The organism is Micromonospora siamensis (assembly GCF_900090305.1).
Classification (GTDB): domain Bacteria; phylum Actinomycetota; class Actinomycetes; order Mycobacteriales; family Micromonosporaceae; genus Micromonospora; species Micromonospora siamensis.
Window position 1 is genome coordinate 387502 of sequence record NZ_LT607751.1, and the last position, 24462, is coordinate 411963.

At 72.1% G+C, this 24462-nt stretch carries 23 protein-coding genes and 1 tRNA gene; 12 read left to right on the plus strand and 12 right to left on the minus strand.

The window, feature by feature from the left end:
* Positions 1–12: 12 nt before the first annotated feature.
* The 4 genes from GA0074704_RS01765 (at position 13) to GA0074704_RS01780 (ending at position 4669) form a co-directional block, all read left to right on the plus strand.
* On the plus strand, positions 13–1785 hold the full coding sequence (locus tag GA0074704_RS01765) for a glycosyl hydrolase (RefSeq protein WP_088968874.1): 1773 nt from the start codon (positions 13–15) through the stop codon (positions 1783–1785).
* A 216-nt stretch (positions 1786–2001) separates the two neighbouring features.
* On the plus strand, positions 2002–3387 hold the full coding sequence (locus GA0074704_RS01770; RefSeq protein WP_197697583.1) for an APC family permease: 1386 nt from the start codon (positions 2002–2004) through the stop codon (positions 3385–3387).
* 149 nt (positions 3388–3536) lie between these two features.
* The gene (locus GA0074704_RS01775; RefSeq protein WP_088968875.1) at positions 3537–4151 is read left to right on the plus strand and encodes a hypothetical protein; all 615 of its coding nucleotides are present in this window, start codon (positions 3537–3539) and stop codon (positions 4149–4151) included.
* Positions 4148–4669, plus strand: coding sequence for a hypothetical protein (locus GA0074704_RS01780; protein ID WP_088968876.1), 522 nt, complete (start codon positions 4148–4150; stop codon positions 4667–4669). The genes GA0074704_RS01775 and GA0074704_RS01780 overlap by 4 nt, the downstream gene beginning before the upstream one ends.
* Positions 4670–4679: 10 nt before the next feature.
* Here the strand turns inward: GA0074704_RS01780 and GA0074704_RS01785 are convergent, their stop codons facing one another.
* Positions 4680–5150, minus strand: coding sequence for a hypothetical protein (locus GA0074704_RS01785; RefSeq protein WP_088968877.1), 471 nt, complete (start codon positions 5148–5150; stop codon positions 4680–4682).
* A 191-nt stretch (positions 5151–5341) separates the two neighbouring features.
* Positions 5342–5428 (minus strand) — tRNA-Ser (locus tag GA0074704_RS01790).
* A gap of 75 nt (positions 5429–5503) precedes the next feature.
* Here GA0074704_RS01790 and deoD point away from each other — a divergent pair.
* Complete coding sequence (deoD, locus tag GA0074704_RS01795) at positions 5504–6211, plus strand: purine-nucleoside phosphorylase (RefSeq protein ID WP_088968878.1); 708 nt, start codon at positions 5504–5506, stop codon at positions 6209–6211.
* Positions 6212–6261: 50 nt separating this feature from the next.
* Here deoD and GA0074704_RS01800 read toward each other — a convergent pair whose 3' ends face one another.
* The 5 genes from GA0074704_RS01800 to GA0074704_RS01815 form a co-directional block, all read right to left on the minus strand.
* On the minus strand, positions 6262–6963 hold the full coding sequence (locus GA0074704_RS01800) for a dihydrofolate reductase family protein (protein WP_088968879.1): 702 nt from the start codon (positions 6961–6963) through the stop codon (positions 6262–6264).
* Between the two features lie 113 nt (positions 6964–7076).
* Entirely contained in the window at positions 7077–7547 is a 471-nt protein-coding gene (locus tag GA0074704_RS01805) for a nucleoside deaminase (protein WP_088973381.1), read from the minus strand.
* Positions 7548–7749: 202 nt separating this feature from the next.
* Positions 7750–8283 carry a tRNA adenosine deaminase-associated protein gene (locus GA0074704_RS01810; protein ID WP_088968880.1) on the minus strand — a complete coding sequence of 178 codons (534 nt, stop codon included), beginning with the start codon at positions 8281–8283 and terminating at the stop codon, positions 7750–7752.
* Between the two features lie 128 nt (positions 8284–8411).
* Positions 8412–8579, minus strand: coding sequence for a hypothetical protein (locus GA0074704_RS28985; protein ID WP_172880344.1), 168 nt, complete (start codon positions 8577–8579; stop codon positions 8412–8414).
* An 81-nt stretch (positions 8580–8660) separates the two neighbouring features.
* Positions 8661–9047 (minus strand): hypothetical protein, encoded by a 387-nt coding sequence (locus GA0074704_RS01815; RefSeq protein ID WP_088968881.1) that lies wholly within the window; start codon positions 9045–9047, stop codon positions 8661–8663.
* A gap of 253 nt (positions 9048–9300) precedes the next feature.
* On the opposite strand from GA0074704_RS01815, the gene GA0074704_RS01820 reads away from it, so the two are divergent.
* The 3 genes from GA0074704_RS01820 to GA0074704_RS01830 all read left to right on the plus strand — a co-directional run bounded on the left by GA0074704_RS01820 (position 9301) and on the right by GA0074704_RS01830 (position 14222).
* Complete coding sequence (locus tag GA0074704_RS01820; RefSeq protein ID WP_408632008.1) at positions 9301–9930, plus strand: M23 family metallopeptidase; 630 nt, start codon at positions 9301–9303, stop codon at positions 9928–9930.
* 192 nt (positions 9931–10122) lie between these two features.
* Positions 10123–13077, plus strand: coding sequence for a glycosyl hydrolase (locus GA0074704_RS01825; protein ID WP_231926728.1), 2955 nt, complete (start codon positions 10123–10125; stop codon positions 13075–13077).
* Between the two features lie 77 nt (positions 13078–13154).
* Positions 13155–14222: a PHP domain-containing protein gene (locus GA0074704_RS01830; protein WP_088968884.1), complete on the plus strand. Its 1068-nt coding sequence runs from the start codon at positions 13155–13157 to the stop codon at positions 14220–14222.
* 24 nt (positions 14223–14246) lie between these two features.
* On the opposite strand, the gene GA0074704_RS01835 is transcribed toward GA0074704_RS01830, so the two are convergent.
* Entirely contained in the window at positions 14247–15227 is a 981-nt protein-coding gene (locus GA0074704_RS01835; protein WP_231926729.1) for a DMT family transporter, read from the minus strand.
* Positions 15228–15343: 116 nt separating this feature from the next.
* Here GA0074704_RS01835 and GA0074704_RS01840 point away from each other — a divergent pair, with 116 nt between their 5' ends.
* Both GA0074704_RS01840 and GA0074704_RS01845 read left to right on the plus strand, forming a co-directional pair.
* Positions 15344–15943, plus strand: coding sequence for a Uma2 family endonuclease (locus tag GA0074704_RS01840; RefSeq protein ID WP_088968886.1), 600 nt, complete (start codon positions 15344–15346; stop codon positions 15941–15943).
* Between the two features lie 54 nt (positions 15944–15997).
* Positions 15998–17668, plus strand: a complete 1671-nt coding sequence (locus tag GA0074704_RS01845) for a DUF885 domain-containing protein (protein WP_088968887.1) — start codon at positions 15998–16000, stop codon at positions 17666–17668.
* A 48-nt stretch (positions 17669–17716) separates the two neighbouring features.
* Here the strand turns inward: GA0074704_RS01845 and GA0074704_RS01850 are convergent, their stop codons facing one another.
* From GA0074704_RS01850 to GA0074704_RS01860, 3 genes are all read right to left on the minus strand, one after another.
* The gene (locus GA0074704_RS01850; protein ID WP_088968888.1) at positions 17717–19255 is read right to left on the minus strand and encodes a DUF6114 domain-containing protein; all 1539 of its coding nucleotides are present in this window, start codon (positions 19253–19255) and stop codon (positions 17717–17719) included.
* 122 nt (positions 19256–19377) lie between these two features.
* Complete coding sequence (locus GA0074704_RS01855) at positions 19378–19986, minus strand: DUF6230 family protein (RefSeq protein WP_088968889.1); 609 nt, start codon at positions 19984–19986, stop codon at positions 19378–19380.
* A 390-nt stretch (positions 19987–20376) separates the two neighbouring features.
* Positions 20377–21591 (minus strand): DUF3068 domain-containing protein, encoded by a 1215-nt coding sequence (locus tag GA0074704_RS01860; RefSeq protein WP_088968890.1) that lies wholly within the window; start codon positions 21589–21591, stop codon positions 20377–20379.
* A gap of 112 nt (positions 21592–21703) precedes the next feature.
* Between GA0074704_RS01860 and GA0074704_RS01865 the strand changes: the two genes are divergently transcribed.
* Complete coding sequence (locus tag GA0074704_RS01865) at positions 21704–22963, plus strand: acyltransferase family protein (protein ID WP_088968891.1); 1260 nt, start codon at positions 21704–21706, stop codon at positions 22961–22963.
* Between the two features lie 112 nt (positions 22964–23075).
* Positions 23076–24254, plus strand: a complete 1179-nt coding sequence (locus GA0074704_RS01870) for a glycosyltransferase family 4 protein (protein ID WP_088968892.1) — start codon at positions 23076–23078, stop codon at positions 24252–24254.
* On the opposite strand, the gene GA0074704_RS01875 is transcribed toward GA0074704_RS01870, so the two are convergent.
* The gene (locus GA0074704_RS01875) at positions 24239–24433 is read right to left on the minus strand and encodes a hypothetical protein (RefSeq protein WP_088968893.1); all 195 of its coding nucleotides are present in this window, start codon (positions 24431–24433) and stop codon (positions 24239–24241) included. The two genes, GA0074704_RS01870 and GA0074704_RS01875, sit on opposite strands and share 16 nt — an antisense overlap.
* Positions 24434–24462: the final 29 nt, after the last annotated feature.

Genomic DNA, 24462 nt, shown 5'->3' on the forward strand with positions numbered 1-24462 from the left:
CGGGAGTTCCTCATGATCCAGCGCACCCGCGCGCGGGCCTGCCTGGCCGGGGCGGCGGCAGCCGTCACCGTGCTCGGCACCGCCCTGGTCACCATCCCCGCCGCGCAGGCCGCCGCCAGCACCTGTCAGGTGCAGTACCAGGTCACCAACTCCTGGGGCGGCGGCGCGAGCACCAACGTGATCGTCACGAACACCACCGCGACCGCCGTGAACGGCTGGACCGTGGGCTGGGCCTTCCCCGGCAACCAGGTCATCGGCGACATGTGGAACGCCACGAAGACCCAGTCCGGGGCGAACGCCACCGCCACCAACGTCAGCTACAACGCGAGCATCCCGGCCGGCGGCTCGGTCAACTTCGGCTTCAACGTCACCTTCAGCGGCGCCAACCCGGCGCCGACCGCGTTCACGCTCAACGGCGCGGCCTGCGGCGACACCGGCACCAACCCGAGCCCCACCCCGACCACCAGCCCGACCGGCACCCCCAGCCCGAGCCCGACGGTCGACCCGAACCCGACCACCACGCCGACCGGGAACCTGGCGTTGAACCGGCCGGTCACCGCGTCGTCGACGGAGAGCCCGAACGCCGTGGGCTTCGCCGTCGACGGCAACGGCGGGACCCGCTGGTCCAGCCTCTACAGCGACCCGCAGTGGATCCAGGTGGACCTGGGTGCGACGTACCCGGTCGCGCAGGTGAACCTGCGCTGGGAGGCGGCGTACGGGAAGGCGTACCAGATCCAGACCTCGACCGACGGGACCAGCTGGACCTCGGTCTACAGCACCACCACCGGTGACGGCGGTCTGGACGCCGTTCCGGTGACCGGGAGCGGCCGGTACGTCCGGATGTCGGGCACCACCCGCGGCACCGCCTGGGGTTACTCGCTCTACGAGTTCGAGGTGTACGCGGTCAAGCCGCCCACCCCGCCGGGCCCGAGCTGTGGGCAGGAGCCCGCCGACCCGCAGGCGAACTCCAAGGTGCGCAACCTGATCTGCTACCTGAAGACCCACCAGTTCGTCAGCGGCCAGACCGACCTGCCGGACGCCGACAAGGTGCAGCAGCTGACCGGCCGCTACCCGGCGATGGTGGCGTTCGACTTCATGGAGTACACCAAGGGCAGCATCCAGACCCAGCAGGTCATCGACTGGGCGAAGAGCCGCAAGGGCATCGTCGCGTTCCAGTGGCACTGGTACTGCCCACGCGGCGGCAACTACTCCGCCCCGTGCGACTTCCAGCCGGACCTGACCAACCCGTCGTCCCAGCTCTACAAGGACATCGACCTGGTGGTCTCCGAGCTGAAGAAGATGGGTGACGCCGGGGTGCCGGTGCTGTTCCGGCCGCTGCACGAGGCGAACAACAACTACATGTGGTGGACGAAGAAGGGCCAGGACGCGTACAAGCAGCTCTGGCGACTGATCTACGACCGGGCGCAGCGGGCCGGGGCGCACAACATCGTCTGGGTGTTCAACGGCATGGCCAGCGGCCAGGGCAGCTCGCTCGCGTCCTGGTACCCGGGTGACGGCTACGTCGACCTGGTCACCTCGGACTACTTCCAGAGCTGGGGCGACTTCGACACCACGAAGGCGGTCAGCGGCTCGAAGACCACCGGCGTGGCGGAGACGTTCAGCCCGCTCAACCCGGCCTCGGACGCGCCGTGGCCGTACTTCGTGGTGTGGGCGTCGCGCGACTGGGCCGGCAGCGGCAAGGACGTCGCCGGGCTGTGGAAGACGGCGATGGCCAACCCGAAGACCATCTCCATCGACCAGCTTCCGGACATGTCCGCCTGGTGACGATCTGATCGGAAAAGGGGCCGGCTCCGCACGGAGCCGGCCCCTTTTTCCGGGTACGCCCGGCGCTGCCCGCCCCCGATCCGCCAGGGCGAGTCGGGGCTTGGCGGCTCGAGACAGGGCCGGCCGACGGCGAAAACGCGCCCCGGGGAGGGAGCGCGGGTTAGCGTCCGAGGGCGGGGTCACCAACGGCCGGCCGCCTGTCGCGGGAGGTGCGGCGTGCCCGAGCGGGAGCGGTGCGACGCGACGGTTGGCACCTGCACGCCGCGCGGACCGGGCCGGCACCCGTTCCTGCTGGCCGGGTTCGCCTTCGCCATCATGGCCGACCCGGTGTCCTCGGTCGCGTACGCCATCGAGGCGGCCCTGCGTGCCCTGCACGGCGACCTGCGGCTGCTGCTGCCCACCTCCGTGCTGGTGATCGCCGTCATCGCGCTGGTGGTCGTCAATTACCACCAGATCGTCGGCCGCTACCCCAACGGCGGCGGCGCCGCCGCCGCGGCCGGTGAGGCGTTCGGGGAGGGATGGGCTTTCCTGCCGATCGGCGCGCTGATCGTCGACTACGTGCTCACCATCGGGATCAGCTGCGCGGCCGCAGCCGCGGCGGTGATCGCCTACCTGCCGTCGCTGGCACCGCTGCGGGTGCCGATCGGGCTCGGTCTCGTCGTCGTGGTCGGCGCTCTGAGCTGGTTCGGCGCCGTGGGGCGGGCGTTGTTCGCGGCGATGACCGTCGGTTTCGTGGCGTTGGCGCTGCTGGTGCTCGGTCTGGGGATGTTCGCCGCGCCACGCCCGGAGGGCGCGGCGAGCACGGTCGCCCCGCACACCCCGGTGCTGGCGGTGGTCCTCGCCTTCCCCGCCGCGATGGCACTCGCCACCGGGGTGGAGGCGCCGTCGTCGGCGATCGCCCAGCTGGGCCAACTCGACGACACGGGGCGGCGGCGGTTCGGCCGGGCCACCCTCTGGACCACCATCGGCATCGTCGGCGTGCTCACGATCGGTTTCGCCGCCGAGGCGCACCGGCTGCAGATCGGGGTGCCGCCGCCACACAGTACGCAGCTCGCGGAACTCGCCCGGGTGGCGGCGCCGACACCGGTCTTCGCGGCCTTCCAGGCGACGACCGCGCTGCTGCTGCTCGCCGCCGCGGGCTCCTCGTACCAGGCCGGTCCCGGCCTGCTCAAGGCGCTGTCGCGCACCCGGCTGCCCGGCGGGCGGGGAGTGGGAATCCTGCCTGCCGCCCTAGGTCGGACGAACCGCTGGTACACCCCGTTCCACGCGGTGCTGCTGTTCATGATCCTCGCGCTGGTCGTCGTCGCCGCCGGTCAGGCACAGGACCAGCGGCTGGTCCTCTTCTACGCCGTCTCGGTCTTCGTCAGCTTCCTGGCCGGCCTCTCGGCGATGGCGCTGTTCTCCCACCGGGAGCGCCGCCGGGGGGCGTTCCTGGTCAACACCGTCGCCGCCGGGGCGGTCGCCTTCACGCTGGTGGTGAACGTCGCACGGGGCGCGCCGGTGGTATCGCTACTGGCCACGATGCTGATCGCCGCGTTGCTGCACCGGCGGTGGGTACGGGCAGGCCGACCGCGGGGCGTACGGCACGCCACCGCCGACTAGGGCAGCTGGCCGTCGGGCTGCCCCGGTACGGTCCGGGTGGGCGCGACGGTCCCGGCCTTCGAGATGACCGAACCGTCCCCGCCGGTCGAGGACCGGGCGGCAGTCGTACACATGTTCCATCCACAGCCTGTGGATGGCGGAGGGCGAGGATGAGTTACCAGCTCAGCGCGGTGGTGGCCGACGTGGAACTGCTCCGCGAGCAGACCGCGGACCTGGACCACGGGGTGCTGGCCGCGCTGCGGCAGGACTTCGCGCTGCTGCCGGTGACGCCGCAACTGGTCGAGGAGCTGACCGGCGACCTGCCCGACTTCGCGCCCGGCGAGCCCGGCCCGGAGCGGCCGTTCCACCTGGTCCTGCGGCCGGCACTGGCGGAGCTGCTGGCCCGCTGGTCGCGGCGGGGGCCGGTGGCGTACCTGGAGGCGGGCTTCGCTGGTGGCCTCGGGCACCAGGCCGCGGTGGTGTGGCTGGGCGGTGAGGTCAGCTGGGGGCCGTGCTTCGACGGCGCGCTGGACCGGCCGCGCGCCGAGTGGCCGATCAACTCGGCGCTGGCCCGGCTGGGTGTCGAGCCGGGGCCGTGGATCGACCTCTTCGCCGAGCTGGGGTTGCACCTGGAGCGGGACACCGCCGGCTGGCTGGCGCACGGGCGGCGCGGGCTCACCGCCGACTACTGGGACGAGTTGGCCGAGGAGTGGGAATCGGAGCAATCCGCCGCCGACCAGCAACCTGCGCGGCCCGGTCCCGTTGGGGACTGGGGGATTCCATGAAATTGCGACAATTTGCCTTCATCGCCACACTGCTCGTCGCCGCCTCGGCCGCCGGCAGCGGCGTCCAGGGGCCACCGGCGACCACGCCCGCCGGCAACACCGAGGTGATCGACCTCAACGGGGTGGGCGGCGTCGAGTTCGGCGACAGCGAAGAGGAGCTGACCAGACGCGGCATCCTGCGCTCCGACGTGGAGGCGTGCGGGCCGATGCTCGCCGGCCACGAGGCGGTCAGCCCGATCTTCATCGACGACCGCCTGGTGCTGCTCTGGGCCGACGACCCGATGAGCACACCGGAGGGGATCAGCGCCGGCACGCCGATCGCCGAGGTCTGGGCGCGCTACCCGTCGGCGGTCCGGCTCCGGGCGCCCGCCGGGACGTACCGGCTCGACGGGGTGCTGGCGCGCAGCGGCGACCGGGCGTACCTCTTCTTGCACGACGGGCGGGTGGTCCGGCAGACCATCGCCGGGTACGCGGACTGGGCCCGCCGCCTCTTCGACGAGGGCTACGGCCCCTGCTGAGGCGCCACGCTCACCGCGGCTGGTCGGTGGCGGCCGTGACGATCCCGGCCACCAGCAGGTACGCCCCCGCCGCGAGCGCCGCGACCAGGACCATCTGCGCTGCCCGCGCCGCCACCGACGACGGCTTCCGGGCGATGCCGTGGTTCACGGCGGCGGCGAGACCGCCCAGCAGTCCACCGAGCAGTCCACCGACGAACACCAGCGCGAAGGGAAACACGGCCAGCACCAGGAGCGCAGCAGGCACCTTGGGCCCCGTCCGGTGCTTCGCGCCGAGGACCTCGACCGTCGGCCAGGGGTCGAGGATCGAGGCACGCAGCTTGGCCCGCACCCTGCCGCCGCCCTTGGCGGGGAGGTGGAACCAGCCGTCCTCCCGGTGCTCCGGCACGCCGGCCACGAAGATCGTGCCCCGGCCGGTGAACGTGTTCATCTCGACGACCACGGGGCCGGCGACCTCGTCGATGAGGATGGGTTCGGACTGCATGACGGGCCACAGTAGAGGCTGTGCCGACCGCTCGCTGCCCCGTCGACGCCGAAGGGGCTGGTAGGCGGTGGGAAGCGCGCGAGGAGCCCGGGACGGCGCAGACGCCGCGAACCGGCGGGAACGGGACGCGGACAGCGAGAACGCCCGGTGCGATCCTCGCGGATCGACCGGGCGTCCTCGCTTGTCACGAGCGGTGGCGGCGGGATTTGAACCCGCGGAGGGCGTAAACCCTCACACGCTTTCGAGGCGTGCTCCTTAGGCCACTCGGACACGCCACCGCCGACGAGGGTACAGGACCACCGAGGGGGACGCCGAACCGGTATCCCGCCCGCCGGCCTGGCAGGATCTTTGCCATGAGTACGCACATCGGCGCTAAGCCGGGAGAGATCGCCGAGCGGGTCCTGATGCCGGGCGACCCGCTGCGGGCCAAGTGGATCGCGGAGACCTACCTCGAGGACGCCAAGTGCTACTCGACGGTGCGCGGCATGCTGGGCTTCACCGGGCGCTGGAACGGCGTCGAGGTGTCCGTCCAGGGCTCGGGCATGGGCATGCCCTCGGCCTCCATCTACGCCCACGAGCTGGTCAACGACTACGGCGTGAAGACCCTGATCCGGGTCGGTTCCTGCGGTGCCCTCTCCGAGGAGCTGCAGCTGCGCGACGTGGTCGCGGCGATCGGCTCGTCCACCGACTCGAACATGAACCGGATGCGCTTCGACGGCCTGATCGACTACGCCCCGGTGGCCGACTTCGGGCTGCTGCGTACCTCGGTCGACGTGGCCGAGCGGCGCGGCATCCAGATGCGGGTGGGCCCGATCCTGGCGGCGGACGCCTTCTACACCGACCGCCCGGACCTCTACGACACCCTGGCCGACTACGGCGTCCTCGCGGTCGAGATGGAGTCGGCGGCGCTCTACACGATCGCCGCCCGGTTCAAGGCCCGGGCGCTGACCATCCTGACGGTCAGCGACCACATCAAGACCGGTGAGAAGACCACGGCCGAGGAGCGGGAGCAGACCTTCTCCCAGATGGTCGAGATCGGCCTCGACACCGTCATCTCCTGACATCCGGGGCGGTCCGGGGCGCCCGCCCCGGACCGCCACCGGCGAGCCGCTCACCGCGTGGTGGTCGGACCGCCGCCGCTGCCCCGGTCGTCGAGCAGGAGCGGGGCGCGGCCCTCGACGCGGTAGCGGATGTGGGTGGCCTCGGGGGTGGGGACGACGCGGACGGGCGTCAGCTCGATCGCCTCCTTCACGTCGAGGTCGAGGTCCGCGTCGAGCAGGCGCAGGCCCTCGCCGAGCACCACGGGTACGACGTGCAGCTCCAGTTCGTCGAGGAGCCCGGCCCGGAGCACCTGGCGGACCAGGCTGCCGCCGCCGGCGATGGCGACGTTCTTCCCGCCGGCCACGGCACGCGCCCGCTCGACGGCCTCGGCGACCCCGTCGGTGACGTACGTGAAGCTGGTGCCGCCCTGCCGGACCAGGGTCTCCCGGGGCCGGTGGGTGACCACGAAGACGGGCGCGCGGAACGGCGGTTCGTCGCCCCACGGCACCTCGCCGCCGTCGGCCATCCGGCGGCCCATCACGTACGCCCCGGCCGCCTCGAACGTCTCGGCGATGATCTCGGAGTTGGTGTCCCGTACGCCGCCGGTGAAGCCCTGCCGTTCCCGCCACGCCATCGCGTCGGTGACCCAGCGGGTGACCCGGAAGAACGCGGCGGCCTCCGCCGACTCCATCCAGTCGCCGTCGCCGTTGTGCCGCGGCCCCGCGTAGAAGCCGTCGAGCGACACGGACAGTTGCGCGGTCACCTTGGTCATCGGATTTCCCCTCACCTCGTACGCGGCGCCTTCGCGGCGCCCTTCGCCAGGTGGTCGGAGCCGGGCCGGGGAACCCTACCGACGCCAGAGGTGACGGCGGTCACATCCGAGCCTCACCGGAAGAAGGCGCGCAGGACGGTGGCGTTCTCGGCGGCGAGGACGCCGGGGTAGACCTCGGGACGGTGGTTGAGGCGGCGGTCGCGGAGCACGTCCCACAGCGAGCCGGCGGCCCCGGTCTTGGGTTCCCAGGCGCCGAAGACGACCGTCGAGATCCGGGCCAGCACGATCGCGCCGGCGCACATGGTGCAGGGTTCCAGGGTCACCACGAGGGTGCAGTCGTCCAGCCGCCAGCGGCCCAGCCGTTCGGCGGCCCGGCGCAGCGCCAGCACCTCGGCGTGGGCGGTGGGGTCGCCGGTCAGCTCGCGTTCGTTGCGCCCGACGGCCAGTTCGGCGCCGTCCGGGCCGTAGACGACCGCGCCCACGGGCACGTCGTCGACCGCCGCGCCGGTGGCCGGCGGGTCGGCGCCCGCGCGCTCGGCGGGCAGCTCCGGGCCGGTGACGGCGATGTCCAGGGCCCGACGCATCCACAGCTCGTGCCGCTGCCGCCGGCCGAGGCCGTCGGGCTCGGCCAGCCCCTCGTCGGCACCCGGACCGATCCGCCCGGCCGCGCCGGGGGTCGGCTGACCCGGGCGTACGCCGCCCAGGGCGGGGTCGGTGGCGTCGGCCGGCTCGGCGGCGCCGGCCAGCGGGGAGCCGCCCCCGGACAGTTCGGGTCCGCCCGGCGGGTCAGACCTCACGCAGCTCCTCGACCTCGTCGGCGCAGCCGAGCACCTGGCACACCTCGGCGGTGACGTCGGCGGGCATCATGCCCTCCCGGGCACAGAGGTTGAGCAGGCGCTGGGCGGAGATGCCCAGGTCGGCGAGGAGGTCGGCGTCGCCCACCGGGTCGGCCTCCGGGTCGACGGCCGGCTGGTCGCTCTCCTCGTCGCCGCCGGACGCGGCGGCCGGGCGCGGCTCGTCGGTGTCGTCCAGCCCGGTCACCGAGGCCTTCAGGTCGCCGACCAGCAGGGCGCCGAGCCGGGACTCCTCGGCGAACGCCGAGTCGGAGCCGAAGACCCGCAGGTCCTCGCCGTCGTCCAGCCGCATGACCACCAGGTACGCGTCGTCGGCCTCGACGAAGAGCAGGGACAGGTCGGCGTCGGGTTCGACGTCGCGCAGGCGCTCGGCCACCTCGTCCAGGTCGGTGGCGCCCCGCAGGCTCACCTCGGCGGCGGTCCAGCCGCCCTCGACGCGCACCACCGCGGCAGCGAAGTACGACACGGTCCCCCCAAAATCGCCTCGGCGCAGCACGCCGACCCGTTACGCGTGCACGTTAGCCGGTCGGGTCGGCAGGCGACCGGTCAACGCCCCGAAGGGCCGGTCAATCCGAGGAAAGTTGGCCGGGTCGGTCAGCCGGCGATCCGGCGGCGGGTGGCGATGAGCTGCCGCAACTGCTCGCTGCGTACCCGTCGGGGCCGATCCCGTTGGCGTACCTTGCGAGCACCCGCCAGCTCGGCGAGGAGCTGTTGGCGACGACGGCTTCGATCCGGGTCGAGCCGCTGGGTGGTCAGGGCCATACCGCGAGCGTGCCCAGTGACAGCGGGTACGTCAAGATGCCGTTCGGAACGCAGCGGACCACCTACGGAGAGTGGCGTAGATCACCAGAGCGGCCAGTCCCCGGTGGTCGCCCAGCGCACCGCCAGCACGGCCGCGGCGATGCTCCAGCCGCCCGCGGTGACGATGGCGACCCCCGTGGCCACCCCCCGGTCGCCGAACCGGACCAGGGCCAGCGCGGCCAGCCAGGCGATCACCCCGGCGAACACCGTCCACCAGCCGTAGCCGGGCACGTCCCGGCCGAGCAGGCCGAAGAGGAGCAGCCAGGCGGCGGCGAGCGCCCCGCCCATGGCGACGCCGCTGCCGGTCACCGGATTCGGCTCGCGCCAGGTGGGGCGGGACGGTGGCCCGGCGGGGAAGAGGCCGGAGGGCGTACGCGGCACGGCACGGGCGACGGTCGGGTCGACCGGATGACCGGGCTGGCCGTGCATCGGCGTACTCCCTTCACCCACCGTGACCGTCGAGGAGGGATCACCGTCACTACGCAAAGCGACCGGTGCGGGACCCCTCTCCACCGTACCGGTCTGCCAGGATGACGGGATGTCCTCGCGATCCGTCCGACGTCGCCGCGCCGTCGCGTACCCGGTCCTGCTGTTGCTCGGGCCGGTGCTGGCCGGCGGCTGCGCCGTGACGGACCGGCCCGCCGCGGCCCCGACGACCGGCGGCTGGGTGGCGCCGACCGACATGGCCACCGCGGAGCAGCCGGCGCCGACGACGAGCCGGGCGAAGCCGTCGGCCCGGCCGACGCCCTCGGCGTCGCCGAGCCCGCGCCGGACCGACGTGCGCCGGGTCTTCCCGGTACGCGCGGACGACGTCGACTACCACCCGACCCACTCGGGTTACCCGGGCACCGACATCTTCGCCGACTGCGGTGAGCCGTTCCTGGCGGTGACCGACGGGCAGGTGCTGGAGGTGTCCCGGGTCGACCGGTACAGCCGCTCCGGCCCGCAGGGGCCGTACAACGGCGGGCTGTCGGTGTCGCTGCTCGGCGACGACGGGGTGCGCTACTACGGCTCCCACCTGAGCCGGGTCGTCGACGGCGTCGAGGCGGGAACCCGGGTCCGCGCCGGCCAGCAGCTGGGCCGGGTGGGTCGGACGGGCAACGCGAACAACGTCTGCCACGTGCACTTCGGCCTGTCGCCGAAGTGCTCGGGGCACGACGACTGGTGGATCCGGCGGGGCGTGGTGTGGCCGGCGCGCTACCTCGACTCCTGGCGCCGGGGCGGCAACCGCTCGCCGGTGGCGGAGGTGACCTCCTGGCAGCGAGAGCGGGGCTGCCCGAGGACCGCGCCGTCCAACGGCGGAGCCGGCTGACCTTTCGCCGGTCCTGGATGGACATGGGAGCGATCCAAAGGCGACATCACGCCTTAACCGGTCGGATACATTGACGCGAGTCTTGCCGGGGGTTAACGTCCCGTCCTGAGAGAGCGCTCTCTCAGGCAATGAACCTCACAATTCCGACGAGCACCGTGCCGGCCCCGACCGGCACGGCGCATGGAGGCACCCGTGAAACCTCCTGCACCACACCGCTCCTGGGCCCTTGCCGCCACCACCGCACTGGCCCTCGTCCTCGGCGGCCTGACCGTCGTAAACGCCTCGACCGCCGAAGCCGCCACCGTGGGGGCCGGCAGCTACACCACCGACCGGGTGGGGCCACTCCCCTCCGGCTGCGGTGATCTCACCACCAACCCCCGTCAGTACGCCACGGCCAACGCGCCGGCCGGCCCGATCCCCACCAACGACTGGTGGTCGTCGCTGCTGTGGAAGAAGACCAACTGCTCGTACAGCGAGCCGCTGCACGCGCATCCGGTCTCCTACCAGGCGTTCAGCGACGGCCTCGGCTTCTCGGCCCCGTCCACCGCCGCCATCACCGGCACGTCCACCGGCGTCGGCGAGTACAAGTTCGCGTACTCCGAGGACTTCCGGGTCGGCGTCGCCGCGATGGGCGTCCCGGTGGTGAAGGTCGACGACTGGTCCGACTGGACGGTCACCCCGTACTGGAGTGACGGGGTCCGGACCATGCGGGCCACCATCGGCCACGGCCTGCCGTTCTCCTACTTCCAGACCAGCGGCGGCGACGCCGTGATCAACCCGACCGGCGGCAGCGCGACGGTCTGGTCCAACAGCGGAGCCACCATCGGCTTCACCGTCAAGGGCCACGACTACGTCGCGTACGCCCCGACCGGCGCGACCTGGAGCGTCGCGAACGGCCGGATCTCGTCGAGCCTGGCCGGCAAGGGCTACTTCTCCATCGCGCTGCTGCCCACCACGCCGACCACCGACGCCGCCTCCCGCACCGAGCTGGCCACCACCTACGGCCGGTACGCCCACGCGCACGTCACCGGCACCCGCGTCGGGTACACCTACGACCAGGCCAGCAGCACGGTGAACACCACCTACGCCTTCACCACGAAGGCCATGGAGGGCACCGACACGGCGACCGTGGTGAGCCTCTACCCGCACCAGTGGAAGGCGCTCACCGGCTCCACCCCGCTCACCCTCACCTACCCGTCCGCACGGGGCCGGATGAAGGTGCTGGCCGGGATCTCACAGTTCCGTACCTCGATGAAGTTCCACGGGGTGCTCCCCGAGCTGCCCGCCGTGGGCACCGGCAGCGGCGCCGACCTGGCCCAGCTGAAGGACCAGCTCGCCGCGCTGCGCGGCAACCCGATGGACCAGCGCGGTGGCGACACCTACTGGACCGGCAAGGGCCTCGGCCGGGCCGCCCGGATCGCCGAGATCGCCGACCTGGTCGGTGACACGGAGACCCGTACCGCCGCGCTCAACGCCATCAAGAGCACGCTGACCGACTGGTTCACCGCGTCGCAGGGCAAGACCGCCAAGGTCTTCTACTACGACAAGAACTGGGGCACCATGATCGGCTACCCGGCGTCGTACGGGTCCGACCAGGAGCTCAACGACCACCACTTCCACTACGGCTACTACATCGCGGCCGCCGCCACCCTGGCCAAGTTCGACCCGGCCTGGGCCAGCACCGCCCAGTACGGCGGCATGGTGGACCTGCTGATCCGCGACGCCAACAACTACAGCCGCGAGGACACCCGCTTCCCGTACCTGCGCGACTTCGACATCTACGCCGGGCACGACTGGGCCTCCGGGCACGGCTCGTTCAACGCCGGCAACAACCAGGAGTCGTCGTCGGAGGGGATGAACTTCGCCAACGCCCTGATCCAGTGGGGGCAGGCGACCGGCAACACGGCGGTCCGTGACGCCGGCATCTTCATCTACACCACGCAGGCGGCGGCGATCCAGGAGTACTGGTTCGACGCCGACGACGAGAACTTCCCGGCCAACTTCGGCCACTCCACGGTCGGCATGGTCTGGGGAGACGGCGGGGCGTACGCCACCTGGTTCAGCGCCGACCCGGAGATGATCCAGGGCATCAACATGCTCCCGGTCACCGGCGGTCACCTGTACCTGGGCTACAACCCGGCGTACAACAAGACCAACTACGCCGAGCTGGTCCGCAACAACGGCGGCGAACCGACGGTGTGGCAGGACATCGCATGGCAGTTCCTCGCCCTCGGGGATCCGGACGCGGCGCTGAGCAAGCTGCGCGCCAACCCCGGTTACACCCCGGAGGAGGGGGAGAGCCGGGCGCACACCTTCCACTGGATCCGCAACCTCGCGGCGCTGGGCCAGGTCGACACGTCGATCACCGCCAACCACCCGCTGGCCGCGGTCTTCAACCGCAACGGTGCCCGCACCTACGTGGCCAGCAACATCACCGCCAACCCGCTGACGGTCACCTTCTCCGACGGCACCAGCCTCACGGTCGCCGCCGGAAAGACGGCCACCACCGGGGCGTCCACCTGGAGTGGCGGCAACGCGACCGGCGGGGTGGACACCACCACGCCGCCGACCACGGTCCCGCCGAGCACCACGCCGCCAGCGACGACCCCGCCGGCGACCACGCCGCCGGCGACCACGCCGCCGGCGACGACCCCGCCGGCCACCACCCCGCCGGCCACCAGCTCGCCGACGCAGTACCTGCTCGGCGGCGGGGCGATGGGCGCGGCCGCGGCCTCGGGCACCACCTCGGTGTCCAGTGCCGGGGGCGCCAACTGGGACGGCACCCCGCACAACCCGGTGGTCTTCACCTCGACCGGGCTGAACCTCACCTACACCGGTGGGCAGACCAACCTGGACCTGTTCCTCGACGCCAACCAGGCGGTCGGCAACGGCGTCCAGGCCCGGGTCTCGTACGACCTCACCGGTGACGGCACCTTCGACCGGGTGGAGACCTACCGGTACTTCCCGACCGACCCGGTGCCCGGGTGGGAGCACTACACGCAGAACCAGGGGCTGCTCTCCAGCACCGGCACGCTGGGCAACCTCGCCAACGGCACGGTGAAGGTGGAGGTCTGGTCCGCCATCGGCGTCAACCCGACCACCCTCGGCACCGGCGACCAGTCGGTCGTGAAGCTGCCGTTCTCCTGATCCGCTGACGCACCACCACCAACCCGCGCCGCCGGTCGTACCCCGACCGGCGGCGCGGGCGCGTAGGTTCTGGGGTCATGAGCCGGGATCCCATCGCCGACCTGCGCCGGATCGCGTTCCTGCTGGAACGGGCCAACGAGGCCACCTACCGGGTCCGGGCGTTCCGCTCGGCAGCCAAGGCGCTGGCCGCGCTGCCCGCCGGAGAGGTGGCCCAGCGGGCGCGCGGCGGCACGCTCACCGAGCTGCCCGGCGTCGGCGACGTCACGGCCCGCTGCGTGGCCGAGTCGCTGGCCGGCGAGGAGCCGGTCTACCTACGCCGGCTGGTCGCCACCGAGGGCACCGACCTGGACGCCGCGGCGACCGCGCTGCGGGAGGCGCTGCGCGGTGACTGCCACACCCACTCCGACTGGTCCGACGGCGGGTCACCGATCGAGGAGATGGCGCTCGCCGCGGTCGAACTGGGTCACGAGTACGTGGTGCTCACCGACCACTCCCCCCGACTGAAGGTGGCCCGGGGCCTGACCGCGGAGCGGCTGCGCCGCCAGCTCGACCAGGTCGCGGCGATCAACGACGCGCTGCCGAAGGGCTTCCGCATCCTCACCGGCATCGAGGTGGACATCCTCGCAGACGGCTCGCTGGACCAAAACGAGGAGCTGCTGGCCCGCCTCGACGTGGTGGTCGGCTCGGTGCACAGCGGGCTGAACGACGAGCGGGCGAAGATGACCCGGCGGATGCTGACCGCCGTCGCCAATCCGCACCTGGACATCCTCGGGCACTGCACCGGGCGGATGGTGGCCTCCCGGCCGGCCGGGGTGAAGGGGCCGGGCGACCGGGCGCACCGGGCGCGTACCCGGGCGGAGAGCGACTTCGACGCGGACGCCGTGTTCGCCGCGTGCACCGAGCACGACGTCGCCGTGGAGATCAACTCCCGGCCGGAGCGGCAGGACCCGCCGAAGCGGCTGATCCGCCGGGCGCTGGAGGCGGGCTGCCGGTTCGCGATCGACACCGACGCGCACGCCCCCGGGCAGCTCGACTGGCAGCGGTTCGGCTGCGAACGCGCGGCGCTGTGCGGGGTGCCGGCGGACCGGGTGGTCAACACGTGGACCGCTGCCCGCCTGGTGAAGTGGACCAGCTCGCGCGGCTGACCGCCTCGGTCGGGTTGGGCCGGGTCAGCGCCGGCCGGCCGGCTCCGCCGCGGGGACGGCCGGGGTGCCGGCGGGAACGGGCCGGCGGCGACGCCGACCGACCAGGCCCTGGGTGACCGCGACCCCGGCCAGCACGACCAGCGCGCCGACCGGCTGGTGCCAGTTCAGCCGCTCGCCGAGGGCCAGCGCGCCGATCAGCACCGCGAAGACCGGGATCAGGTAGGTCACTGTGGAGGCGGTGCTCGCCCCGGCCACCCGGATGTTCCGCATGTTGATCACGAAGGCCAGCCCGGTGCCGAGCGCGCCGAGCGCCAGCACGCTGGCCAGCACCTCGCCGGACAGGTCGGTGGGCACCGGCGGCGCCCCGGCCACCAGCGGCGCCACCACGGCGAGCTGGAGGGTGGCCAGCAGCAACTGCACCGCCGACAGCGACAGGCCGGAGTGGCTGCTCCCGGCGACGAACCGCTTCTGGTACGGAATGGCGACGCCGTAGCAGGCCGCCGCGCCGAAGCACATCAGCTGGCCGGTGAAGTGGGCTCCGCCGACGCCCTCCCAGATGCCCAGCACCACCAGCACGCCCAGGAAGCCCAGCCCCAGGCCGGCGGCACTGCGCAGGGTCAGCCGCTCGGTGCGGAACACCAGCACCGCCATCGGCAGCACGATCAGCGGCGTGGTGGCGTTCCAGATCCCGGCCAGCATCGACTCGACCCGCTGTTCGCCGAAGCCGAAGAGGGTGAACGGGAGCGCCACGCCGAGGGCCGCCACCACGAACAGGTGCGCCCAGATCCGCGGCTCGCGGGGCAGCCGGTCGCGCAGCAGCGCCAGCACCACGAGCAGGGTGATCGCACCGGCGGCGACCCGGTAGAGGGTGAGCTGGAGCGGGTGCAGCTCACGGATGCCGACCTTGATGAACAGGAAGCTCGAGCCCCAGATCGCGGCGAGCGCGAGGAAGCCCGGCAGCCAGCTGCGCAGCGGCGCCTTGTCAGGGGTGGTGGCGGCGTTCACCCCTGACACTCTGCCGCAGGGGTACGACGAAGTCCCGCGATATTCGGACGCGGTGTCGAGCACCACAGGAACCACTTACAGTGGTGGTGCGTCGACCAGCCGAGGAGGTGCCCCCGATGGCCATGCCCATGCGTTTCGACCCGCTCGTAGACCTCGACGGGATGTGGACCACCCAGCTCGCGGAGCGCTACCTCCCGCTACCGGAACTGCCCGATGCACGGTACGAGTGCATCGACGCAAGGCTGGTCATGACACCCGCTGAGGTTGGCACGAACAGTTTCGGTGAGGGCAGGCTGATTCGCCTTCTCGGGCCAACCGCCGAGGCCGCCGGCTGCTACGTGTACGGGCAGGTGAACCTGACCTTCGCGCCGCAGCGCTGGATCCAGCCGGACGTCACGATCCTGCACGACCTTCCGAAGACCGACGAGGAGGACCGCTGGATCCCGGCCCACCTGTGCACGATGGCCGTCGAGTTCGTTTCGCCGAGCAGCCGCCGACAGGACTTCATCGACAAGCCGCGTCGCTGCGCCGAGGGTGGGGTGCCGTACTTCATGCGGGTCGAGATCTCCCGCCGGTTGAGGCACGTGGCGGTCGAACTCTCCACCATTGGCGAATTTGGTGGCTACGACCCTGTCGCGCAGGCAGTCAGCGGACAACGGCTCCGCGCGGACCTGCCGTTCCCGATCGACTTCGATCCGGCCGATCTGCTGCCCTGAACACGGCGAATCAGGGTCGACAGCGGCCCGCCCGGTTCGCGTAGGGTTCGCACCGTGGGACGAATCGATGACCTCGCGAACCGGTACGTGACCGACTGGGCGCCGCTGAGCCCGAGCGGCGCGACCTATGTCGGCATCTCCGGCTACGACGACCAGCTCGACGACCTGTCGCCGGAGGGGTACGCGGCCCGCGCCGACCTGACCCGGCGCACGCTGGCCGACCTGGACGTCACCGAGCCGGAGTCGGAGCGGGAGCGGACCGCCAAGGAGGCGATGCAGGAGCGCCTCGGCCTGGAGCTGGCCCGCTACGACGCCGGGGAGGTGACCAGCGAGGTCAGCGTGATCGTCAGCGGCCTGCACGAGATCCGGATGGTCTTCGACCTGATGCCGACCGGCACCGACGACGCGAAGGCCAACATCGCCGCCCGGCTCAACAAGCTGGCCGGCGCGCTGGAGGGCTACAAGACCACGCTGCGCGAGGCGGCCGACGCCGGGCAGATCAGTTCCAAGGTCCAGCTGGTCGAGGTGGCCAAGCAGTGCGACACCTGGGTCGACCCGGACGGCGACAACTTCTACCACGGGCTGGTCGAGCGGCTGGGCGCCGACGGGGCGCTCGGCGCCGAGCTGCGCCGCGGCGCGGCGGCGGCGACCGCGGCGACCGCCGAGTTCGGGCAGTTCCTGCGCACCGAGTTGGCGCCGCGCGGCCGGGACAAGCAGGCCGCCGGGCGGGAACGCTACGAGCTGGCCTCGCAGTACTTCCTCGGTGCCAAGGTCGACCTCGACGAGACGTACGCCTGGGGGTTCGCGGAGCTGGCCCGCCTGGAGGCCGACATGCGGACGGTGGCCGCGCGGATCGTCGGCCCGGGCGCGACCGTCGACGAGGCGGTCGCCGCGCTGGACGCGGACCCGGCCCGGACCATCCAGGGCAAGGAGGCGTTCCGGGACTGGATGCAGGCGCTCGCCGACAAGGCGATCAGCGAGCTGCACGGCACCCACTTCGACATCCCGGAGCAGGTCCGGCGGATCGAGTGCTGCCTCGCCCCGACCAGCGACGGCGCGATCTACTACACCGGCCCGAGCGAGGACTTCTCCCGTCCGGGGCGGATGTGGTGGGCGGTGCCGCAGGGCATCACCGACTTCTCCACCTGGCGCGAGGTGACGACGGTCTACCACGAGGGCGTGCCGGGCCACCACCTCCAGGTGGCGCAGACGGCCGTCCGGGCCGAGCTGCTCAACCGCTGGCAGCGGCTGCTGTGCTGGGTCTCCGGGCACGGCGAGGGCTGGGCGCTCTACTCCGAGCGGCTGATGGACGAGCTGGGCTACCTGGACGACCCGGGCGACAAGCTCGGCATGCTCGACGGACAGGCGTTCCGGGCCGCCCGGGTGATCGTCGACATCGGCATGCACCTGGAGCTGGAGATCCCGAAGGACAACCCGTTCGGCTTCCACCCGGGTGAGCGGTGGACGCCGGAGCTGGGCTGGGAGTTCATGCGGGCGCACTGCCGGGTGCCGGACGAGAACCTGCGCTTCGAGCTCAACCGCTACCTGGGCTGGCCGGGACAGGCGCCGTCGTACAAGGTGGGCGAGCGGATCTGGTTGCAGGCCCGCGACGAGGCGAAGGCCCGCAAGGGCGCCGACTTCGACCTCAAGGAGTTCCACCGGCAGGCCCTCGACCTGGGCTCGCTCGGTCTGGACCCGCTGCGCCGGGCGCTCGGCCGGCTCTGACCCGCACGTTCCCCGGGGCGGCCGGTCCGGCCGGCCCCGGGGATCCGGTCAGGTGAGGGCGAGGCGCAGCGCCGGCCGCGCGGTCAGCGTGTTGCTGCTGACGTACGCCAGGTCGATCACCGGGTCGGTGAAGGTGATCGGGATCGGCGAGGTGATCGGGATGCCGTCCGGGAACGGCAGGTCCGGGGTCAGTGTGATCTTGATGCCGAGCAGCCGGCCGACGAAGCGGGTGGCGTAGAAGTCCACGTCACCCTGCACGGTGAGCCGGTCGGTGGCGTACCCGGCGGTGGTGCCGGCCGGACCGCCCGCCCGCAGCAGGAAGTCGTCGGTGACCGCGCGGCGCATGCTGAACTTCAACGCCCGCAGCTTCCCGCTCGCGGTGGGCAGCTCCACGATCCCGTCGAACCGCAGGCCGGTCATGGTGACCTTCGTGCCGGTGAGCTTCGACGGCTGCTCGGCCACCCGCGGCTGACCGGGGTCGGCCGCGATCCGGGGCAGTGGCGCCCCCGGCGCCACCCGGGCCGACCGGGGCGGCGCCGGCGTCGGGTCGGTGGTCGGACGCGGCGGCGCCGGGCAGGCCGACGGCCGACCCGCCGTGGTGGACGGTGCCGGGTCACCGACCGTGGCGGAGCCGCCCTCCGGGTCACCAGGCTTCGGGGAGCCGGTCGGCGTGCGGCTGGTCGCGCCGGGGCCGGGCGACGTCCGGGCGGTGGGGCTGCCGCTCGGCGCGGGGGTGGGTTCGGCGGGGGTGCGCCGGCCGCCGGTCAGCAGGTCGCCGATCCCGTCGAGGATGTCCCCAATCAGGTTGCCGGAGCCCCGGGTCCGGCCCGTCGAGGCCGGGGTCGGGTCGGCGGGCGACGGGGAGACCGGCGCCGGAGTCGGGCCGGCCGATGCCGGGCCGGTCGAGGTGGGCGATGGTGCGGCCGGCCGACCGGAGAGGGTCGCGGACGCCGTCGGCGGGCAGGTCGGGGCGGCGCGTACCGGGGTGGGGCCCTGAACGGTGAGCAGCCCGGCCAGGGTGAGCCCGATCGCGGTGAACCCGAGGGCGCGGTGGCGGACCCCCGGCGGCCCAGGCGGCGGACCCTCGTCCCGGGCGGGCAGCAACTCGTCGACCAGCGTCCGGTCGTCCGCTGCCGGGCGGGGAGCGGGCACCGCCTCCGGCCCGGCGAACTCGTCACGCCCGGCGGGGGCCGGCTGGGCGGCCGGGGTCCAGGCGAAGGCGAGCGCGCTGCCGACCATGCCGAGCAGCATGCCGAGGAAGAACCCACCCAGATTGAGGCCCTTGAGCGAGTAGACGGCGGTGACCGCCGCGATGATCGCGTAGAACAGCCGCTGGGACGGGCTGAACCAGATCAGCAGGCCGCAGGTCACCAGCCCGACCGGAATGATCCAGGAGAGGAAGCCGGTCGGCCCGACGGCGAGGCTGAGCCCGGCCAGGGTGAGCTTGCCGCTCACGAAGAGCTCGACGCCGGCCAGCACGGTGAGCAGACCGCCCCAGAACGGCCGGCTGCGTCGCCAGCGCCGGAAGCGGCCCCACGCCCCGGTGGTACGCCCCGGGCGGGCGTGCTGCGGATCCACGGGTGTCACGGCGTGACCTCCTGGCGGTGCGGTTCGCGGGTGGGCAGGGGGACCGACGGCTCGCGGCTGGCCGGTCGCCAGGGTGGGGTGGTCCCCGGCGACCGGCGCAGGCCGCGAGCCGGCCGGTCAGCTCAGAAGCACTCCTTGCCCTTGGCGTCGTCGAACGCGTGCACGGCCAGCTTCAGCCCCTTGAGGTTGAAGGTGCCGGCGGTGGTGTAGCGGGCGACCTGGCGCAGCTTGGTGATGTTCACCTTCTGGGCGTCCTGGCCGAAGGAACCGGCGAGGGCGTTCGGGTTGAGGTCGCTGGCGTCGCGACCGATGTTGATCCGGGTGAAGGTGGCGTCGCCCTCGAGCGAGTCCATCGCGATCAGCAGCCCGTCGGCGCTGGCCGGCTCGTTGCCGCCGCCGGCCTCGATCCGGAGCACCACCGGCAGGCCGGGCAGGCTGGCGTCGACCGACTGGCACATCTTGGTCAGGTCGGCGTGGCCGATCTCGGAGAGGGCGACGGGGTGGATCTTGCCGTCCTTCTCCTTCACCACGCCGCCGTACTGCTTGAAGCCCTGCCCGTCGAGCTCCTGGGCGGAGATCTTGAACTGCTTGCCGGAGACGGTGATGTCGGCGGCGATCGCTCCGTTGGCGATCCCGAAGAGGATGGCCCCGGCGACGGCGGTCGCGGGCACCATCATGGCGGCGAAGCGCCACCAGCGGGTACGTCCGAAGTTCTCGATCCGGTTCTGCACGGGATTCCTCCTCGGTGCGTTCGGGGTGGTGGTGGCCCGTGTCCGCCGGTGCGGGGGTGGCCCCGTGCCGGGCCGGCTCTTCTGTTACCGACGGGTAACGAACTGCGGATGATGGTGCACCCGGTGCGGCGCGGGTCACAAGAGGCCGGCCACCGCGATCCGTGGCGGCCGGACGCGGGACCCGTCGGGCGCTCACTCTGCGTCCACCGTGGCCGGCGGGCGGATCGCCGTCAACCGACTCCAAACCGGACCAAAGGACCGCGTCTCGTTGACTGCGGGTTCCAAACCATCGATATATTACGATCACGTAACGACTACCGGGCGTTCCCGAAAAGACACCGAGGGGCGGGCCGGAGTCCGGCCCGCCCCTCGGCGGATGGTGCGGATGGATCAGTGCTTCTCGGACTCGTCCGCCCCCGCGCGCTGCACCGGCACCGTGGCCTCGTCGTCGGACTTCCAGTTCGTCGACGCCGGCGGGATCTCGTCGGAGAGCGGGCCGCCCGCACGCTCGGTCGGCCGCTCCTCGGTCACCGGCTCGTCGCGCACCGGTTCCTGGTCCACCCGGGTCGAAGCCGGGTCGGCTGCGGCCGGCCCGGTGACCGGTGCGTCAGCACGGTGCCGGGCGGCCCCACCGTTCGGCCGCGTCACCAGCCACACACCAGCGACGAGGGCGATGAGGCCCAGCACGCCGGCGACGATCGGGCCCCAGAGGCTGATCAGGCCGATCTTGAAGCGGTTGTCCTTGACCGTCTCGGCGCTCCGGCTGACCGTCTCGTCGGTGTAGTTGAAGTCTGCGTCCAACAGAACGGTGGGAGTGCCGGTGTCCGGACGCAACTCCTTGCGCTGCTGCTCCCGCACGTTCACGTAGGAGCCGGTCACCGGGTCGACCCAGAGCGTCCGGGTGTTGCTGTAGAAGACCTGGCCGCTGGTGGCGCCCGGAGCAAACCTGCCAAGCAACGCCTGGAGGCTGTTCTCCGAGGTGGCCAGCACCTCGTCCTCGATCCGCTGCTCGAAGCGATACGTCTCGACGCCCTTGATGGTCTCGGTGCCGACGAACTTCGCCGGGAGAGCCTTCTTCAGGTCACGGTCGAACACCTGGTAGTCGCGCTTCCCGGTGCCGAACGGGAACTTGTAGATCTGGCCGGAGTAGGTCACGTTGCCGACCGGGGTCTCCTTCGCCCCCGTCTCGTTGAGCCACTGCTCCTTCCACGGGGCGGCAGCGCCGGAGATCCGGTAGAGGGCCAGCTCGGTGCTGTACTGGCTGATCACCTCCTCGTTGTCGGCACGCTCGACCGTCTGGAAGACGTCCCAGATCACCGCATCGCCCTTGAGTTCCTTCGGCAGCCGGTCCTTCGTGTCGTCCGGCTTCGGAATCACCTCGACGTTGGACAGCAGGGTGGCCTGCGGGACCTCGATGCTCACCGACTCCCCGACCCTGGTGATCTTCAGGAACCGGGCGTCCTTCGCCTCCGCGACGGACTTCGTCGGTTCAAGGTCATAGGGCAGCTTGGTCACGGCCGGGGCCACGTAGAACGGCAGCCCAGCCGCGAAGACCAGCAACAAGACGCCCAGCCCGAACAACGCGGCGCCCACGCGAAGCTTCACTCATCCTCCTGTAACCTGCCGCCCTACGACCTGTTGTCCGGGGCACCCGATCCTTAACATGGCGGGAGGTTACTCTCCGGTTACCCGCAAAAGCGACCCCCTGGATGTCCAGATGTCCACAGCCGCGACGCCAATAGCGTCGGAGCCTTCGGCCACCGTCCGGCTTCCCGCCCTCGACGCCCTGCGTGCGATCGGTGCCGTGGCGGTCGTCGGCCACCACGTCGGATTCCACACCGGCGTCACCATGAACACGCCGTGGGGCGGCTGGCTGGCGCGGCTGGACGTCGGCGTCGCCATCTTCTTCGTGCTCTCGGGCTTCCTGTTGTTTCGCCCTTGGGCGCTCAACGCCGCGACCGGCCGGCCCCGGCCACGGGCCGGTCGGTACCTCTGGCGGCGCGCTCTGCGGATCTTGCCGGCCTACTGGCTGGCGGTGGTGGTCTGTCTGACCGTCCTGCCGCAGAACCGGCCGGCGTCCGGCGGCGACTGGATCCGGCACCTCACCTTCACCCAGATCTACGGGGCCTCCCAACTGCGCCACGGGCTGAGCCAGACCTGGAGTCTCGCCACCGAGGTCGCCTTCTACCTGGTCCTGCCGCTGGTCGCCGTGCTCGCCACAGGCCGCACCTGGCGTCCCGTCCGCACCGTGGTGATCGCCGGCGCGGGCGTTCTGCTGACGGCAGGGTGGCTCACCCTTATGTCGTTCGGTTGGCTCGACGCCAGCCTGCACACCATGTGGCTTCCGTCGTACGCGGGCTGGTTCGGCGCGGGCATGGCCCTGGCGGCGGCCCACGTCGCGCTACGGACCGGAACCGCGCCACCCGCCTTCCGCGTGCTGGACGATCTCGCCTCGGCGCCGCTCGCCTGCGGCGCCGCGGCCGTCGGCCTGCTGGCGATCGCCACCACGCCCGTCGCCGGCCCCCGCGACCTCGCCGAACCGACCGCCGTCGAGTTCGCGGTCAAGCTCACCCTCTACCTCGGAATCGGAGCGCTGATCCTGATTCCGGTGGCGTTCGGGGCCCAGAACCGCGTGAAGGAAGCCCTCGGCAGCACCTCGGCGCGGTGGCTCGGTGCGGTCTCCTACGGCTTGTTCCTGTGGCACCCGCTGGTCCTGGAACTCATCTACCTGGTCGACGACCGGCCACTGTTCACCGGGGGCTTCGTCAGCACCTTCACCCTCACCCTGGTCTTCGCACTGATCTACGCCGCAGTCAGTTACTACTGCGTCGAGCGGCCCGTCCAGTTGCTCGGCTCACGGCGGGTCAGGGCCACCCAGGCGTCCGGGGCACCCGTCCTCGACGCGGCGGCGGCCTCGCCCGGCGCACCTCCGCCCACCATCGGCACCGGCAGTGCGGCACCGACGGTCGGTACGTGACGCTGGACAGCGCTGGCCCATCGGGGCATTGCCGGCCCCACTCCCAACCCCTAATGTGACGCCCGTCGCTAAATTACCTGGGAGTAGGTTTCGCGTGGAGCGTTGCGTCGGCATGCCGGGACACGTGCTGTTCCTCAACTGGCGGGACACCCGCAACCCGGAGGGTGGCGGATCCGAGGTGTACGTGGAACGGATCGCCGCCGAGTTGGTGGCGCGCGGTTTCCACGCCACCCTGTTCTGTGCCGCCCACAGCCAGGCTCCCGCCGACGAGGTCAACGAGGCGGGCGTGCGGCTGGTGCGACGCGGCGGCCGACACACCGTCTACCTCTGGGCGGCGCTCTGCTACCTGGCCGGTGCACTGGGCGTGGGCCCGCTGGCGGCCCGGCGCGGTGGTCGACCGGACATCCTGGTCGACGTCTGCAACGGGTTGCCGTTCCTCGCCCCGCTGTGGGCTCGGCGGCCCGTGGTCAAGCTGATCCACCACGTGCACCGCGAACAGTGGCCGGTGGTCCTTCCCCAGTGGGCCGCCAGGTTCGGCTGGTGGGTCGAGTCGTCGTTCGCCGTACGCGTCTACCGCCGGTGCCGCTACGTCACCGTCTCCGAGGCGACGCGACGGGAACTCGCCACCCTCGGCGTACCGCCGGAGCAGGTCGCGGTCGTGCACAACGGCACCCCGGAGCTGCCGCGCACCGACGCCGAGCGGGCCCCGTTCCCGCTGCTCGTCACGCTTGGCCGGCTCGTGCCGCACAAGCGGGTGGAGGTGGCGCTGCGGGCCGTCGCGGCCCTCGCCGACGATCTCCCCCAGCTTCGGCTGGTCGTGGCCGGCCAAGGCTGGTGGGAGTCGGAACTGCGCGAGATGGCCGCGGACCTGGACATCACCGAGCGGGTGGACTTCCGGGGCTTCGTGACGGAGGAGGAGAAGGCCGCCCTGCTCGCCTCGGCCTGGGTAGCGCTGACCCCGTCGCTCAAGGAGGGATGGGGCCTGACGATCGTGGAGGCAGGATCAGCGGGTACGCCCACGGTGGCGTTCCGGGAAGCGGGCGGCGTCGCCGAAGCGGTCGTCGACGGGCGTACCGGCCTGCTGGCCGATGACATCGACGACTACCTGGCGAAGGTGCGCACGCTGTTGCACGAGGACGAGGTGCGGCGGAGGATGGGCGCGGAGGCCCGGGAACACGCCGAGAGCTTCACGTGGCAGGCCGCGGGTGGACGTTTCGCGGCCCTGCTGGAGGGTGCGGAATCGCCCCGCCCGGTGCAGCGGCGGGGCGAGCCGTCCTACCTGGTGCCGTAGTCCACGGGAGCCCAGGGGTCCGGCTTTCCGGCCTGCTTGGCCGCTTCCGACGCCATCCTGGCCTCGCGGGCGGCCTCGGCATCGGTGGCGGTGGCCGCCGCCGAGATCCCGCCGAGGGCCAGGATCCCCAGTACCGCCGCCACCAGGCCCGACGCGACCAGGGTCAGACTTCTACGCATGCCAATCCTCCAATGGTGGGACGTGCGAG

What these genes read in the sequence shown, in the direction of transcription:
- GA0074704_RS01875 (WP_088968893.1), bottom strand. Translation starts at nt 24,433, where the DNA reads ATGCGTAGAAGTCTGACCCTGGTCGCGTCGGGCCTGGTGGCGGCGGTA.
- GA0074704_RS01765 (WP_088968874.1), top strand. Translation starts at nt 13, where the DNA reads ATGATCCAGCGCACCCGCGCGCGGGCCTGCCTGGCCGGGGCGGCGGCA.
- GA0074704_RS01870 (WP_088968892.1), top strand. Translation starts at nt 23,076, where the DNA reads ATGCCGGGACACGTGCTGTTCCTCAACTGGCGGGACACCCGCAACCCG.
- GA0074704_RS01785 (WP_088968877.1), bottom strand. Translation starts at nt 5,150, where the DNA reads ATGCAGTCCGAACCCATCCTCATCGACGAGGTCGCCGGCCCCGTGGTC.
- GA0074704_RS01800 (WP_088968879.1), bottom strand. Translation starts at nt 6,963, where the DNA reads ATGACCAAGGTGACCGCGCAACTGTCCGTGTCGCTCGACGGCTTCTAC.
- GA0074704_RS01805 (WP_088973381.1), bottom strand. Translation starts at nt 7,547, where the DNA reads ATGCGTCGGGCCCTGGACATCGCCGTCACCGGCCCGGAGCTGCCCGCC.
- GA0074704_RS01820 (WP_408632008.1), top strand. Translation starts at nt 9,301, where the DNA reads ATGGCCACCGCGGAGCAGCCGGCGCCGACGACGAGCCGGGCGAAGCCG.
- GA0074704_RS01830 (WP_088968884.1), top strand. Translation starts at nt 13,155, where the DNA reads ATGAGCCGGGATCCCATCGCCGACCTGCGCCGGATCGCGTTCCTGCTG.
- deoD (WP_088968878.1), top strand. Translation starts at nt 5,504, where the DNA reads ATGAGTACGCACATCGGCGCTAAGCCGGGAGAGATCGCCGAGCGGGTC.
- GA0074704_RS28985 (WP_172880344.1), bottom strand. Translation starts at nt 8,579, where the DNA reads ATGGCCCTGACCACCCAGCGGCTCGACCCGGATCGAAGCCGTCGTCGC.
- GA0074704_RS01775 (WP_088968875.1), top strand. Translation starts at nt 3,537, where the DNA reads ATGAGTTACCAGCTCAGCGCGGTGGTGGCCGACGTGGAACTGCTCCGC.
- GA0074704_RS01815 (WP_088968881.1), bottom strand. Translation starts at nt 9,047, where the DNA reads ATGCACGGCCAGCCCGGTCATCCGGTCGACCCGACCGTCGCCCGTGCC.
- GA0074704_RS01780 (WP_088968876.1), top strand. Translation starts at nt 4,148, where the DNA reads ATGAAATTGCGACAATTTGCCTTCATCGCCACACTGCTCGTCGCCGCC.
- GA0074704_RS01840 (WP_088968886.1), top strand. Translation starts at nt 15,344, where the DNA reads ATGGCCATGCCCATGCGTTTCGACCCGCTCGTAGACCTCGACGGGATG.
- GA0074704_RS01865 (WP_088968891.1), top strand. Translation starts at nt 21,704, where the DNA reads ATGTCCACAGCCGCGACGCCAATAGCGTCGGAGCCTTCGGCCACCGTC.